We start from the raw sequence: 13,376 nt of genomic DNA on the forward strand, positions 1-13,376 counted from the left end.
CGGCCTGTGCTTGGACGAGTGAAACGAGGAGAACCGTTGGAGTCGGTGTTTCCACGAGTCATACTTTACGACGTTTATTATCCTGTGTCAAGAATAATATTCCTGCCTTTTCCGAATGTTTCACGTGAAACATTCGTGCGGCTTCCCGCGGCGCCGCACGGGGTCCCGCGCGAGCCCGTGCGGCCTTGCCGCCGAACGGAACGACCTCCATGTGCCTTTTGACGAATTTGCGCGTGATCCGTTCCACCTGCTACTATGGCAACAGTCAGTACCGAGAGGAGCTTCAATGGCGAACAAGAGCTTGGCCAAGGATCATGCCGATATCTGCGTGCTCGTAACGGGCGGAGCCGGGTTCATCGGAAGTCACACCTGCGTCGAATTGCTGGAGCAGGGCTACCGCGTGGTCGTCGTGGACGACCTGAGCAACTCGAGCGAGCTCGCGCTTGACCGGGTGCGACAGATCACCGGCCTGGCGGCAAACGACGACCGCCTGAAATTCTACGAGGCGAACATCCTCGATCGCGCGGCGCTCGACCGCGTCTTCTCCGAGAACGACGTGGACGCCATCATCCACTTCGCCGGCTTCAAGGCCGTGGGCGAAAGCGTGCAGAAGCCGCTGGAATACTACTGGAACAATTTCGCGGGCACGCTGGCCCTGTGCGACGTGGCCCGCGCGCACGGCGTGAAGAACCTCGTGTTCTCGTCGAGCGCCACGGTGTACGGCGAGCCGGAGTTCATCCCCATTACCGAGGATTGCCCGAAGCACGACGCCACGAACCCCTACGGCTGGACGAAGTCCATGCTGGAGCAGGTGCTGACCGACCTGTACGTGGGCGACGACGAATGGAACGTTGTGCTGCTGCGCTATTTCAACCCCATCGGCGCGCACGAGAGCGGCCTGATCGGCGAGGATCCCAAGGGCATCCCCAACAACCTGCTGCCCTACGTTGCGCAGGTAGCCGTAGGCAAGCTGGAAAGCGTCGGCGTGTTCGGCGACGACTATCCCACGCACGACGGCACCGGCGTGCGCGACTACATCCACGTGGTGGATCTTGCGCGCGGCCACGTGGCGGCGCTCGACTGGATGGGCGGCAAAGTGGGCACCGGCGAAGCGAAAACGGCCGGCACCATGGCGGGCGAACCGGCCGCCGACGGCACGCGTCGCGGCGTGGGCATTTTCAATCTGGGAACCGGCACGGGCTCCAGCGTGCTGGACGTGGTGCATTCCTTCGAGCGCGCCTGCGGACGCGAGCTGCCCTACCAGATCAAGCCGCGTCGCGCGGGCGACGTGGCCGTGAACTACGCGGCCTGCGACAAAGCGCGCGACGAGCTGGGCTGGGTCGCGCAGTACGACCTCGACCGCATGTGCGCCGACGGATGGCGCTGGCAGTCGCAGAACCCGGACGGCTACGCGACCGCTCGGGCCTAGACCGAATCCTCGACGCGGCCCTCGTTCTTCTCGTCGTACATCGCCCGATCGGCCGCGTCGAACAGCTCCTGATAGGTAGCGCCATCCTGAGGATAGCGCGCCACCCCGACGCTCAAAGCGATGGGAACCCCCAACGAGCGCGAGGCTTCTGCGATCGACGAGCTCAGAGCCTCGCGCTTCGCCTCGATAACCGCATCGTCGTTTGCGCCCACGAGGAACGCCACGAACTCGTCGCCGCCGACGCGCCCCACCGGATCGCGATGACGGAACACGTCGAGCAACGAACGCGCCACCTCTTCCAGAACCCGGTCGCCCATGCTGTGGCCGTATTCGTCGTTGACCTGCTTGAAGCGATCCATGTCGATCACGAACAGCAAGCCCCTGCTCGTCTCGGGCAGCAATGCCGCCATCTTCTCCTGGAACGCCATCTTGTTGAACGTCTTCGTCAGCCCGTCCATTTGCGACTTGCGCGTGAGCAGCTCCTCGGTTTCGCGCTGTTTCGTGATGTCGACGATCTTTCCCACGGCCATGTACGGTTGGGAACCTTCGTACAGATACCGGCACGTGAACGAGAACCAACGATATTCGCCCGACAACACGCGTGCGCGACAGGTGATGGTGCGCAGCTCGTTCGGCGGCGCAGGGTTTTCGAACGCCATCCGGACACGCTTGTAATCATCTTCCAGGAAATCGATGAAAGGGACGCCTTTGGCCAGGTAGCCTTCGGCGGAAAGGGAGCTGAGGGAGAACATCCCGCGCGCATTCGGTGTCAGCTCAAGCGTGTCGCGCGGATAAGAATACTCGAACAGCACCGTGTCGGAAAATTCAGCGAGAACCTCGTAGCGCTCCGCGCTGCGACGCGCCCTTTTGCGGATGCGGCCAACCACCAGCGCCACGGCAAGGCATGCCGCCGCGCTGATGACGATAAGCAGCGCAGCCGTGTACACCGTCAAACGCAGAATGCTCTCCGAATGCTCGACCAGCGAACTTTCCTGCGTGAAGTTCACGATAGTCCAATCGTTCACATCGAGGCGAATAGACGTGAGAAAGGTCATGTAGCCGTTCTGCTTGCCCAACATGACCGTTGCCACATCTCGCTCGTTCTCGATGCTGGCGCGTACATCGGCGATCTGATCGGAAGACACGCCCCTTCCCTCAAGCACCTGGTACAGGGTGGATCCCCCATAACCTTCGAATTCCTTCGACACGGGAACGACGGTTCCGTCCTCTTTGATCAGCAGCGTGCCAAGCAGCGTAACCTGCGAGCTCGCCTGGCTCGTATCCAGAAGCTTCTCCGCTTTTACGATGCTGCGCAGCACACCGACCACGCGCCCGTCGCGAGTGACGGGCTTGGCGATGCTGAAGTAGTAGCCGTTCAGGCGGTTCGACTTGCGCACGTCGGACACCACCGTCTCGCCTGCGTACAGATGCCGAAGCGTTTCCTCGTCCCGCTCGTTGCGATTGCTCGCAACGCCCTGCTCCAGCGTCTCGATTGGAGCATAGGTAACCTGGAACGACCCCTGTTGGTTCCATTCCTCTAGATACGCAGCGAACGTCGAGCCGGAAGGATCGATGTCCGGGGACTCGGCCAACACGCACATGGTGGAGATGACGGAGCTCACCTCGCTGATGAACGACTCGACTTCCACTTTTTGCGCAGCCGTATAATCGTCCATGCTGACGCTGGCTAAATCGTAGAATTCGTCGCTGAGCTCGTTGGAGTAGACGCGGAAGATCGCGAACATCACGAGGCAAACCGCGATGATGGAGACGATCACCCCTATCACGGTGCGCAAAGAGCTGGCAGGGCCGACGCCCTTGTTTTCTTTCGCATGTTCGTGATTGTGTACGTCGCTCATGTCTTTGCGAGCCCCATCCGTCTTTGCAACCGGTGATCACCAGTATCCCGCAGAGGGTACGAAAACTCAACAGGAGAGCCGAAGCTCAACCTACCGGTTGAGGAGCCGATTAAAAAGCGGCATCGATCGAAGCCGATGCCGCTTGCGCAGTTCGAGGATCCCAACGAGACGCCGGCTAAGCAGCGGATGCCGTCCCGTCGTAGGCGCCCGGATCGGTATAGCCGGGGTCGTATCCGCCTGCACCGTCGGTACCGCCCGCGCCGCCAGCAATAGTTCCGTTGTCGTACCCGCCGGTTCCACCCGCTCCGCCGGTGTTGTCAACGTAACCGTTGTCAACATAGCCGCCGTTGTTGGCCCCTCCGGTTCCCGATGCATCGGTGTAGCCCGGATCGTAATAATTGGTGTTTCCTGCGCCGTTGCCGGCGGCCGAACCAGTGCTGCCGTAACCGTTGCCGTACGTGCTGGCACCGCCTGTGGTGTCGCCCGGATCAACGTATCCTGACGAGACAACCGAGCTCGGATCCTCTCCAGCCTCAACCAGCTTCATCATCTCCTTCGTCGCCACGGGATCGTTGATGACGTACGATACGTCGCCGATCATCGCCGTGGTAGAAGGAACCATCGCAGAGTAGATGGTAAGCTCTTCGTCGCCTTGGAACTGTTGCGCCAGCGCAGCAATATCGCCTACCGCAAGGTCGGTGGTCACGCAGTTCGACGCAGCTTGAACAACACCCAGCAACTCGGTTGTGTTCATCGCCAGCACCTTGTTGACGATAGCCATGATCAGCTTGCGCTGGTTCGCCGTGCGCGTGAAGTCGCCGTCAGCGTAAGCGCGGCTGCGCGCGAACACCAGCGCTTGGTTGCCGTCGAGGTGCTGCTCGCCTTCCTCGATGATGACGCGCGGCCACTCGGGATGAGCCGTGGTACCGTCTGCGTCGGGATCATCGACGCGCTCGGTCACTTCGACGTCCACGCCGCCGACTGCGTCGACCAATTCCTTCAACTTGCCGAAGTTCACTTCCGCGTAGTGCGATATCTCGATGCCCAGCAGCTGATTCGCTTCGCGGATGGTTCCGGCAGCGCCGCCGTAAGCGTAAGCGGCGTTGAACTTGTTCGTCCCGTAGCCGTCGATGTCGATCTTCGTATCGCGGGGGATGGATACCATCGTGGCCTGGTTCTTTGCAGGATCGATGCGCACCACGATGTTCGTGTCGGAACGATGCATGTCCTCGGTGCTGTCCTCGGCCTCGTCGGTGCCGATGAGGATCATGTAGAAGGGCTCGGTGAAGGTCATGTCCTTTTCAGGCTTGAGCGCATCGTTGATGGCCATGATCTCTTCGTCAGACTTGTTTCCCTTGATCAGCTTCTCGTTGACGGAGTTCTTCCACAAGGCGAACGCCGAACCGCCCCCCACGGCCACCACGAGAATCGCGATGATCACGCCGAGGGCTATCTTCTTGCCGCGCCCGGCTTTCTTGCGGGCTGCCGAGTAGCTTGGATTGTTGCGCGAATATTGACTTGCCGCAGTCTGCCGGGCGTACGCGCCGTTCGCGCCGGAACCTTGGCTGCCGGGCGTGTAGGCCGCACGGTACGAAGAGCCATCGCCATACGCATCGCGGGAGAAAGCGCTTGCCTGGCTGTACGGGGCGATGCGACCCGACTGCGCGGCCTTGGCAGACCGCACGGCGCGAGCAGACTGAGGAGCCCGCGATGAGCGCGCTTCTTTACGGTTCGTTCGAGAGTTTCTTGACGCCATATGGTCTCCTCATCGACTCCGAACACGTCTGCCAAAGCAGGCACCGTACGTCGCGTACCCCTCGCGACACAGCGCTTCGATTGTCGAAGCCTTCATTTTCTCATACCTACGAGAACCCGCTTTCGCCGGCGATTACACCATTTCCGCAACATAACCCGAGGTCGACGCGCATAGATTCTCACGTATGGCAGATATTGTAGCATCGTTGACCTACCATCATAAAATAGGCATGGGCTGGGTACAAACCGCACATTTTCTAAAAATGAACCGAAACGTATTCATGCGGTTACAGCCTTCTGCTCGCACGCCGGTACTCTAGTGGACATGCAAGCCGAGCACGAACATAGTCCGCTGAATGATGACGAGCCTGATCAGAGCAGGTTCTCTCCCGTGCTTGGCGAGAACGTCAGACGCATGCGCTCGTACAGCAACATCACGAAAACGCGCCTCGCGCTCATGGTGAGCATAGGTCGCCCGCTGCTCAATAGGATAGAGGACGGCACGGCGGACGTACGGCTATCCGTCGTCACGAAACTGGCGGATTCCCTTGCCACGACACCGAGCTTCCTGCTGGCGAAGCACAGCGATGAGGACATCCGCCACGAAATCGCCCATCGGAAAGCAAGCTCCCCCGTCGCTGCGGTGCGACACGCGCGCTTTTACTAAGAGCGGGCATCTCTTTTTCGCAGCACCGCGTACGCGATCCCGGAACCCAGCGCGCTGCCCGCAGTATCCACCATCCAATCCACCGGGTCGCACATGCGCTCGGGCACGAACAGTTGATGAACCTCGTCGCTCACCCCGTACAAGCTGGCACAGGCGATGGCGATGAGGCACGCACGACGCAGCGGCATGTGGCAGCGCAGCGCGTTGGCCAGAAGCGCGCCGAACATCGTGTACTCGCAGAAGTGCGCGATGGACGACAGCGCGTCCACCCCAGGCCCCAGCAGCTGCTCCTGCACGGCCTGCATTGCCCGGTAGATGCTGGAGAAGATGCCGAGCCCCGTGTTGAGACCCGTGCCGGTGTTCGAAGACATGAAGAAGATGAGGAACGCCCACGCCGCCACGAGAGCCCAGCTGACGATGACGAACCGTTTCGACGGGCGGGGCTGATTGGAGAGGGTCGACGGCTGATGCTCCATAATGCCCGCCGCCTAGCGCTCGACCGCGAACTGCAGCAGTTCGCGCGCGTCTTCGATAACGACGTCCGCGCCCGCCTTACGCAAGGCGTCGGCGTGGTGATAGCCCCACGACACGCCGATGGCGAACGCGCCGGCGTTGCGCGACACCAGGACGTCCCCCGGCGAATCGCCCACGTACGCCGTGCGGGCTGGTGCGGACCCCAGCTCGTCGATGCAGCGCAGCAGCCCCGTGGGGTCGGGCTTGCGCGGAATCTCGTCGCATTCGCCATACTGCACCGGGAACAAGCCGGGAAGATAGGCGTCGATCACGTCATGCACGCCCTGGTCGAACTTGTTGGACAGAACGCCCAGGCCGATGCCGCGCTGGGCGAGGGCAGCCAGCGTCTCTTCCATATGCGGGTAGGGCTTCGTCAGCTTGTTCCCGATGACGGGATAGAGCTCCATCCAGCGGCGCATGGCGGCCTCGGCCTGCTCGGGCGAAGCATCGGCGGGCACGGCCTGGTACATGAGCGCGCGGGCTCCGTTGCCCACGAAGCTGTGGATCTCGTCGGCCGTGCGGCTGGGGAAGCCCTGCTCGTTCAAGGCGGCGTTCGTCAGAACCACCAGGTCGGGCAGCGTATCGAGAAGCGTGCCGTCAAGGTCGAACACAAAGGTATCGAAACGAGCCATGTCAATCTCCTCGCTAAATGAAAAATCCAAGCCGAAGCTTGGATCGTAGGTTCATGGAGCGGGTGACGGGACTCGAACCCGCGAATACAAGCTTGGGAATCTCCGACGTGCCGCCTGTTTCTCAGTATCTCCGAATTATACGAAACAGGAGTGCCGGGTGGAAGGGGTATTCCGGAGGCGGCAGAAGAAACAGAGGCCCCTTGTATTTCCTGCCGATACCCCTGTTTTTCCCGTCGCCATCCCGTGCGCATCCCGTCCTTTCGATATGCGCGAAACCTGCACTCACTCTTGAAACAGCCATTCTGACCTCCCGACGCGGACTCGTCCGCAGTGAGGAGGCAGACCATGCCATGCAAGACCATCGCCGTAGCCAACCAGAAGGGCGGCACCGGCAAGACGGCGACCACCCTCAGTCTGGGCGTCGCCCTCGCGCGCCTCGGAAAGCGCGTGCTGCTCGTCGACACCGACCCGCAGGGCGACCTCACCAAGTCGCTCGGCTGGAAGGCCCCCGACTCCCTTGAGACGACGCTCGCCGACCATCTGGCCGCCGTCATCGCGGGCGAGCCCCTGACCCCGGCCGAGGGCATCCTCTCGCACCGCGAGGGCGTTGACCTCATGCCCGCCAACATCGAGCTCGCGGGCATGGAGATGGCCGTCTTCATGGCGATGTCGCGCGAGCAGGTGCTCAACATGTGGGCGTCCCCTCTCAAGGGGGCCTACGACTACATCATCATGGACTGCGCGCCCACGCTCGGCATCATCCCGGTCAACGCCTTCGTGGCCGCCGACAGCGTGCTCATCCCGGTCTCTGCCGAGTACCTGCCCGCATCCGGCATGGCCGGCCTCTTGAAGACGGTCGAGCGCGTGAGGCGGCAGATCAACCCGGCCCTTGAGGTGGAGGGCGTGCTCGTCACGCTATTCGACTCGCGCAACAACCTCGCCAAGGAGGTGGAGGCTACCGTGCGCGAACAGTACGGCAGCGCCTACCGCGTGTTCGACGCCGTCATCCCGCGCGCCGTATCGGCCGCAGAGTCCCCCGCCGCCGGCGAGAGCATCTTCTCCTACGACGGGGAGGGCAAGGTGGCCCGCGCCTTCGCGGCGCTCGCCGAGGAGGTGGTCGGTCGTGGCTAGGAAGAAGCTGGAGCTCGCGCTTCCCACCGTGGACGACCTGTTCACCTCCCAGGGAGAGCGCGAGCAGGATGCGGGCGAGAAGGTGCGCGAGATCGCGCTCGAAGCCATCGAGGCCTTCCCGGGCCATCCCTTCAAGGTGGCCGACGACGAGGACATGGCCCGCTTGGCCGAGAGCATCGCGGAGAGCGGGGTGCTCGTCCCCTTGACCGTGCGCCCCTTCGGCGATGGAATGTACGGACTTGTGAGCGGGCACAGGCGCAAGCGCGCCGCAGAGATCGCCGGGCTCGCCACCGTGCCGTGCGTGGTCAGGTGCATGGGCGACGACGAGGCCACGATAGCCATGGTGGACTCGAACCTTCAGAGGGAGACCATCCTGCCGAGCGAGCGGGCGTTCGCTTATTCGATGCGGCTTGAGGCGATGAAGCGCCAGGGGCAGCGCACCGACCTCACTTCTGTTCAAGTTGAACAGAAGTCTGGCGGCAGGTGGTCGCGGAGCATATTAGCCGAAGAGCTTGGCACGAGCGAGGCCAAGGTGCAGCGCTTCATACGCTTGACCTTCCTCGTCCCGCAGCTCCTCTCCCTCGTTGACGCGGGCCGCATGAAGATGCTGCCCGCCGTGGAGGTGAGCTACCTCACAGAAGCTGAGCAGGAGCACCTCCTCGACGCCATGGAGGCCCAGGCCTGCACGCCCTCGCACGCCCAGGCGGTGAAGATGAAGCGCTACTCCAAGGAGGGCTCGCTCACGCCCGTCCTCATCCGCTCCATCATGGAGGAGGAGAAGCCGAACCAGGTCGAGCAGCTTCGCATCCCGAGGAGGAGCATCGCCCGGTTCTTCCGGCCCTCGGCCACGCAGAGCGAAATCGAGGGGCGCATCGTGAAGGCGCTGGAGCTGCTTGAGCAGGCGGAGCGGCGCCGCGACGGGCTGGGCGGTGCGTGATGGGCAACGTCCTGCACAGGGGCAAGGGCTCCTTCACCCACGTCGAGAACACCATCTTCTTCGACCACGGCCTGTCGGCCAAGGCGAAAGGGATCTACTGCCAGATTCGCTCCCTTGAGGGCAACCCCGAGTGGGTGTTCACCATCAAGGGGTTCGCTTCGCTCGTGCGCGACGGGGCGGATGCGGTGACGGCCGGCATCAAGGAGCTTGAGGGCGCGGGCTACATCATCCGCGCGCGCAAGCGCAGCGAGAACGGGCGCTTCCTCAAGGCCGAGGAGGCCACCTGGATCACCCTCGACGACCCGGCTATGCACGGCGAGGTCTGCGCGGAGCTGAAGGCCGACGGGTTCGCCATACTCTCGGAGTTCGAGCGCGGCGGAGAGCCGTCTGCCGCCGATGGCCCCGAAGGGCCCGCGAAGCCTCCCGAAACACGCGAAACGGGCGAATCTCCCCAGGTCGGAGCCAGAACGGGAAAACCCGTATCTGGGAAAGCCACATCTGGGAAACCGGCACCTATAAATTACTCATCCGATCAATCCCCTCAAACCGATAAACAACTCATCTCTTGCGACCCGGCACCGGCCGACAGGTCGGAGGAGAAGGCCTCGGGGGATTTCAGGGAGTACCGGAAGGGCGAGTTCCCAGAGGCATTCGAGCGGCTGTGCTCGATGTCGCTCAAGCCGCTCACGTCGCTCGCCTTCAAACGGGATGCCCTGAAGGCCTGGAAGGCGAAGGTGGTGGCGGGGTTCGACCCGGAGCAGATCGTGGACGCCTACGCCGCCTACGCCAAGGACTACTGGCTCAGGAACGGCGACGACAACCGCCTCGCGAAGAACCTGCCGCGCTGGCTTGCCTGCGACGACGGGCTGGCCGCATGGGCCGACGAGCCCATACCGCCCGACATCTTCGCCGCCGACGGGGAGCCCCTGGACATGGCCGGCCTCGCCCAGGCGGACCCGGACTTCGCGAAGCTGTGGCGCAAGGTGCAGACCAGGCGCAGCGTCATCCGATCGCAGCTCTGCATGGACGGCAGCCGCCCTCCCGAGGAGCGGGTACTCGAACTGTGCGCCGACGACGGCCCGTACAAGCGCTATTGGGCCGCCTGCGAGGAGCGCTATGCCCGCTACCTCAAGATGTGCGACCTGTTCGCCATGAGCGCCGAGGAGATGGCGCAGCTGAAGGGCGCGCAGGCCTCGCTCGGATTCCCGCTGCTCGGAAGGGGGTGCGCATGATGAAAGCCGTATGGCGCTTCCTGAAGTGGCTCTTCCGCTCGGTGTTCCGGTTCATGTGAGCTTTTCGCCATCTGCGGCACGCTGGTCTGCGGATGCCGTGCAGAGGGCTTCCGCCTTGCCGGCACGGTTTATAATGGAAAGGTCACGCTAACTGAATACGAACACCAAATACCGGACAGAGGGGCATCTGCCGTATTGGGTATTTGGTGTTCATTTCCCAACAGCGTGACAACTGAGGTGGATGCCTCTCATCTTTTTGACAAGGGGCCTACCATCATCCTTCTCGAACATCTCGCCTGAAAGGATGTCCCCAATGGCAGCGAACGAAGATTACGCCCCAAGCAAAGACACGGTCAACGCTGTGGTCCGGTCGTCCGAGAAGCTGGAGGGCGCGGCCAAGCTCATCTTGATGCTCGAAGACAAGGCCGGCATCGAGCAGATCACGCCCGCAGAGCTCGCGGCGGTGCGCTCCATCGTGGAGACTTGCGCCGCCGACCTCGACGACGCCTGGAAAGAGGCCTAGAAAAAACTAGAGCCAGTCCCAGCAGGACCGGCCCTTACAAAACCCTAGGGTTTTTCACGTGCAATCATGGTCGCAAAATCGAGGCAGCTCGTCAATGCCACACCGCTATGGAGCCTTATTAGAACGGAATATCGCCATCATATGTTGAGAATGGCTGAACGGGCGATTCCTCTTCAGCTTTTGCGCACGAGCGCTCGTGCAGCCTCCAGAGCAACAGGCCCAAGGTTGCGGTGGCGTTCACCACCGCCTCTGCCCACAGCGCATCATCAATGACATATTCGCCAGCAGCTTTCCCATGTGCCGTAGATTTGTCACTTCTCAGATTATCTATAGTGCTGCCGAGGCCGCGCAGCTGAGTGGAAAGCGTTTTTATTTCCTGAGGCGCACTAGGCTCGCATGAATCCACGAGTTTTTTCACTGTCTTGTTCGTCAGATCGCTTAGGGACAAATTGCCGACCGATGCCTCTGGGTCAATGTTCTGCAAAATGGTTTTAAAGACGCCTTCTAACGTTGAAGCGGCAAGAGCAACGGATTGGTCGGGATGGTCGTAAACGTTCTTCACGGCGCGCTCGAAGTTCGCGTAAGCGTTGGTATTATTCCGATTCAGCACGTTCTTCATTACAGGGATGCACGGAAGCAGCCCCGGTGTTTCAACACCAATATCAGCAGCTACCTTTATGAGGATGTCGTTTGGCATGCCAGCCAACGTGCGCCCGAGATCTATATGGTCATCTTTCCTGTATATACTAAAGTTCTCATAGTTGAAGTCATCCGACTCGTACCAGCGCCCGACGTATTCCTCAACTTGCCTATATTTCGACTTGGTGAACAGATTCCAGAGTGCATCCTCCACTCGTTCCTTTAATCGTTGCATATACAAGGGGGAGATATTCCTATATTCCTCTTCCATAATCCACCTCATCCCTCATACTCTCATTTCTGCGCTCGATTACTACGAAATTACTCCGAAATATTTTTCGTAGTAATTTCGTAGTACTGCTGCGGGTCGCGCGGGCTTTTCCCATGCCAAGTTAGAAGAGCGCGATTCGCGAGCCCTTTGAGAACGGTCGAGGCGGTTCGGGTGGTTACCCCTCTTTTGGCGGCCAACATCTTCGTTGTCACCCGGCCGTTTTCTGCGGCGATGCGTATTGCGGCAATCTCGTTCTTAGAGAGCGTCATGAGGGTAGCGAGATCGAGCGGCACCGGTATGCCATGCGCAAGAGAGTCGCTTTCGCCGCCTGAAACAGCTGGCAGTCCATGAGCAACCTCGTTGCGCAGCCTCGGAATACGTTCCTCAAGGTTGTTCCTCAAGGTTAGCTTCAGATAGTAGTCGTCGTCGTTCTCGTATTCAGGCTCTGGTAAACCAGCGTCGGACATCTCCTGATATATCTTATCCACGCCCTCGTTCAGCTCTCTGACCCAATCGAAGGCCGTGAAAACACGAGCGATGATTGGATTGCGAGAGAATCGCTTATGCCTGATGTTCTCAAGAGTGACAGCGCCGGGGAGCTTGCCGGGGCTTTGGATGAGCATACGATCGTCGAAGATGTAGACGCGGACATACTCGCCATAGATGCTGTAGTCACGATGGGTGATGGCGTTCACCAGCCCCTCAAACCACGGGTACTCCGGGTATTCGGGAACTACCCTGAACTCCATTGTCCCATGCACCTGGAATTGGTAGTCGCGGAGCTGGGAGGCGATGAAGTCGCGAGCCTCGGGGATGGACTTGATGAACGGCCCGTCAAACGTCTGGTCCTTCACGATGCGCAGTTTGTCGCCGTGCCCCATTTCGGTGCCGTCGATCTTGATTACCCTGAATCTGGCTTGCGGCAAAACCGCCCGTACGTTCTCTCCGAACAGCATCATGCCGGCGTTGGTGAGATGCCCGTCCTTGAGCACGCCAAGGCTGCGGAGCAGCCTCTCGTCGTCGACGTTGGTTCCAAGCGCATGGCGATAGGTCTCCACAGCTTCGCGGTCAACGTCGTTCATGCTAGAGTCACGGAGCACTTCGCTCTCGAAGAAGTACTCGCCTTTGTCGTATTCGAGGGCACGAATCTGCTCATGGTCGAGCCACACGCTCTCGTCGCCCTTCCGGAGCGCCACCTTGCCGTCTTTGCGACGTCGCACCACTTGTCTCTCGGAGCTTGCGACATCCATGATGAGCACGTGGTCGTCATCGCCCTTTTCGTTCACGACGGGCATACGCTCGGTCTTCACCCTCGGTGACGGAGCTAGCTCTGTTACATAGGCTTGCTCGAAACCTTCGATGCTGTGGGCCTTATCTCGCTTGAAGCCAGTCACGGTGCCGTCGTCCTCGATGCCCACGACTAGCTTGCCCCCTGCCGCGTTCGCAAAGGCCATCAGATGCTTAGCGATCTCATCGGCGTCCTTGCGTGCGCTCTTGCGGTCGAAGTAGTGCCCCTCTGGGTCGTGGCAGAATGCCTCTATGTCGTTCTCGATGTAGGGATGATCCATCTGCGCTCCGTTCTTGCTCGCCTCATTCTACCGCCGCCAGCATCACCCCGATACCCTGCGTTCCCGTTTGCATGACATCGACGCACCGAGCGGTCTGGGGCACTGTCGTTTCCGTACCTCCTTGGACGCGCCGCCCCTGGCGGCCTTGAGGCTCCGCATGCTCGGGCGGGAACCGCGCGGGGCGCAAGGGCCGCGAAAACTTTTCGGGCCGCGATGCGCC

At 61.1% G+C, this 13,376-nt stretch carries 12 protein-coding genes; 6 read left to right on the forward strand and 6 right to left on the reverse strand.

What is annotated here, in order from left to right:
* Positions 1-286 precede the first annotated feature (286 nt).
* A complete protein-coding gene (galE, locus tag HMPREF1023_RS06670; RefSeq protein ID WP_009305429.1) occupies positions 287-1,429 on the forward strand; it encodes a UDP-glucose 4-epimerase GalE in 1,143 nt (380 codons plus the stop codon).
* On the opposite strand, the gene HMPREF1023_RS06675 is transcribed toward galE, so the two are convergent.
* Together HMPREF1023_RS06675 and HMPREF1023_RS06680 are read right to left on the reverse strand one after the other, a co-directional pair.
* Entirely contained in the window at positions 1,426-3,288 is a 1,863-nt protein-coding gene (locus tag HMPREF1023_RS06675) for a diguanylate cyclase (protein WP_009305430.1), read from the reverse strand. The genes galE and HMPREF1023_RS06675 overlap by 4 nt on opposite strands.
* 175 nt (positions 3,289-3,463) lie before the next feature.
* Positions 3,464-5,044: an LCP family protein gene (locus HMPREF1023_RS06680; protein ID WP_009608423.1), complete on the reverse strand. Its 1,581-nt coding sequence runs from the start codon at positions 5,042-5,044 to the stop codon at positions 3,464-3,466.
* A gap of 324 nt (positions 5,045-5,368) precedes the next feature.
* Between HMPREF1023_RS06680 and HMPREF1023_RS16165 the strand changes: the two genes are divergently transcribed.
* Positions 5,369-5,710, forward strand: a complete 342-nt coding sequence (locus HMPREF1023_RS16165) for a helix-turn-helix transcriptional regulator (RefSeq protein ID WP_324249153.1) — start codon at positions 5,369-5,371, stop codon at positions 5,708-5,710.
* On the opposite strand, the gene HMPREF1023_RS06690 is transcribed toward HMPREF1023_RS16165, so the two are convergent.
* Positions 5,707-6,186: a VanZ family protein gene (locus tag HMPREF1023_RS06690; RefSeq protein ID WP_009305433.1), complete on the reverse strand. Its 480-nt coding sequence runs from the start codon at positions 6,184-6,186 to the stop codon at positions 5,707-5,709. The genes HMPREF1023_RS16165 and HMPREF1023_RS06690 overlap by 4 nt on opposite strands.
* A gap of 12 nt (positions 6,187-6,198) precedes the next feature.
* Positions 6,199-6,855, reverse strand: coding sequence for an HAD family hydrolase (locus HMPREF1023_RS06695; protein ID WP_009305434.1), 657 nt, complete (start codon positions 6,853-6,855; stop codon positions 6,199-6,201).
* A 345-nt stretch (positions 6,856-7,200) separates the two neighbouring features.
* Between HMPREF1023_RS06695 and HMPREF1023_RS06700 the strand changes: the two genes are divergently transcribed.
* The 4 genes from HMPREF1023_RS06700 (at position 7,201) to HMPREF1023_RS06715 (ending at position 10,678) form a co-directional block, all read left to right on the forward strand.
* On the forward strand, positions 7,201-7,986 hold the full coding sequence (locus tag HMPREF1023_RS06700) for a ParA family protein (RefSeq protein ID WP_009305435.1): 786 nt from the start codon (positions 7,201-7,203) through the stop codon (positions 7,984-7,986).
* Positions 7,979-8,923 (forward strand): ParB/RepB/Spo0J family partition protein, encoded by a 945-nt coding sequence (locus HMPREF1023_RS06705; protein ID WP_009305436.1) that lies wholly within the window; start codon positions 7,979-7,981, stop codon positions 8,921-8,923. Before HMPREF1023_RS06700 ends, HMPREF1023_RS06705 begins: the two co-directional genes overlap by 8 nt.
* The gene (locus HMPREF1023_RS06710) at positions 8,923-10,155 is read left to right on the forward strand and encodes a hypothetical protein (RefSeq protein ID WP_009608422.1); all 1,233 of its coding nucleotides are present in this window, start codon (positions 8,923-8,925) and stop codon (positions 10,153-10,155) included. The genes HMPREF1023_RS06705 and HMPREF1023_RS06710 overlap by 1 nt, the downstream gene beginning before the upstream one ends.
* Before the next feature lie 313 nt (positions 10,156-10,468).
* Entirely contained in the window at positions 10,469-10,678 is a 210-nt protein-coding gene (locus HMPREF1023_RS06715) for a hypothetical protein (protein ID WP_009305438.1), read from the forward strand.
* 118 nt (positions 10,679-10,796) lie between these two features.
* Here the strand turns inward: HMPREF1023_RS06715 and HMPREF1023_RS06720 are convergent, their stop codons facing one another.
* Together HMPREF1023_RS06720 and HMPREF1023_RS06725 are read right to left on the reverse strand one after the other, a co-directional pair.
* Complete coding sequence (locus tag HMPREF1023_RS06720; protein ID WP_009608473.1) at positions 10,797-11,588, reverse strand: abortive infection family protein; 792 nt, start codon at positions 11,586-11,588, stop codon at positions 10,797-10,799.
* Positions 11,589-11,638: 50 nt separating this feature from the next.
* Complete coding sequence (locus HMPREF1023_RS06725; RefSeq protein ID WP_009305440.1) at positions 11,639-13,156, reverse strand: ATP-binding protein; 1,518 nt, start codon at positions 13,154-13,156, stop codon at positions 11,639-11,641.
* Positions 13,157-13,376: the final 220 nt, after the last annotated feature.

Source organism: Eggerthella sp. 1_3_56FAA (assembly GCF_000185625.1).
Classification (GTDB): Bacteria; Actinomycetota; Coriobacteriia; order Coriobacteriales; family Eggerthellaceae; genus Eggerthella; species Eggerthella lenta.

Excerpts from the sequence above, each read along its gene's own strand:
- HMPREF1023_RS06725 (WP_009305440.1), bottom strand. The coding sequence starts at position 13,156 with ATGGATCATCCCTACATCGAGAACGACATAGAGGCATTCTGCCACGAC.
- HMPREF1023_RS06690 (WP_009305433.1), bottom strand. The coding sequence starts at position 6,186 with ATGGAGCATCAGCCGTCGACCCTCTCCAATCAGCCCCGCCCGTCGAAA.
- HMPREF1023_RS06720 (WP_009608473.1), bottom strand. The coding sequence starts at position 11,588 with ATGGAAGAGGAATATAGGAATATCTCCCCCTTGTATATGCAACGATTA.
- HMPREF1023_RS06710 (WP_009608422.1), top strand. The coding sequence starts at position 8,923 with ATGGGCAACGTCCTGCACAGGGGCAAGGGCTCCTTCACCCACGTCGAG.
- HMPREF1023_RS06675 (WP_009305430.1), bottom strand. The coding sequence starts at position 3,288 with ATGAGCGACGTACACAATCACGAACATGCGAAAGAAAACAAGGGCGTC.
- HMPREF1023_RS06715 (WP_009305438.1), top strand. The coding sequence starts at position 10,469 with ATGGCAGCGAACGAAGATTACGCCCCAAGCAAAGACACGGTCAACGCT.
- HMPREF1023_RS06680 (WP_009608423.1), bottom strand. The coding sequence starts at position 5,044 with ATGGCGTCAAGAAACTCTCGAACGAACCGTAAAGAAGCGCGCTCATCG.
- HMPREF1023_RS16165 (WP_324249153.1), top strand. The coding sequence starts at position 5,369 with ATGCAAGCCGAGCACGAACATAGTCCGCTGAATGATGACGAGCCTGAT.
- galE (WP_009305429.1), top strand. The coding sequence starts at position 287 with ATGGCGAACAAGAGCTTGGCCAAGGATCATGCCGATATCTGCGTGCTC.
- HMPREF1023_RS06695 (WP_009305434.1), bottom strand. The coding sequence starts at position 6,855 with ATGGCTCGTTTCGATACCTTTGTGTTCGACCTTGACGGCACGCTTCTC.
- HMPREF1023_RS06700 (WP_009305435.1), top strand. The coding sequence starts at position 7,201 with ATGCCATGCAAGACCATCGCCGTAGCCAACCAGAAGGGCGGCACCGGC.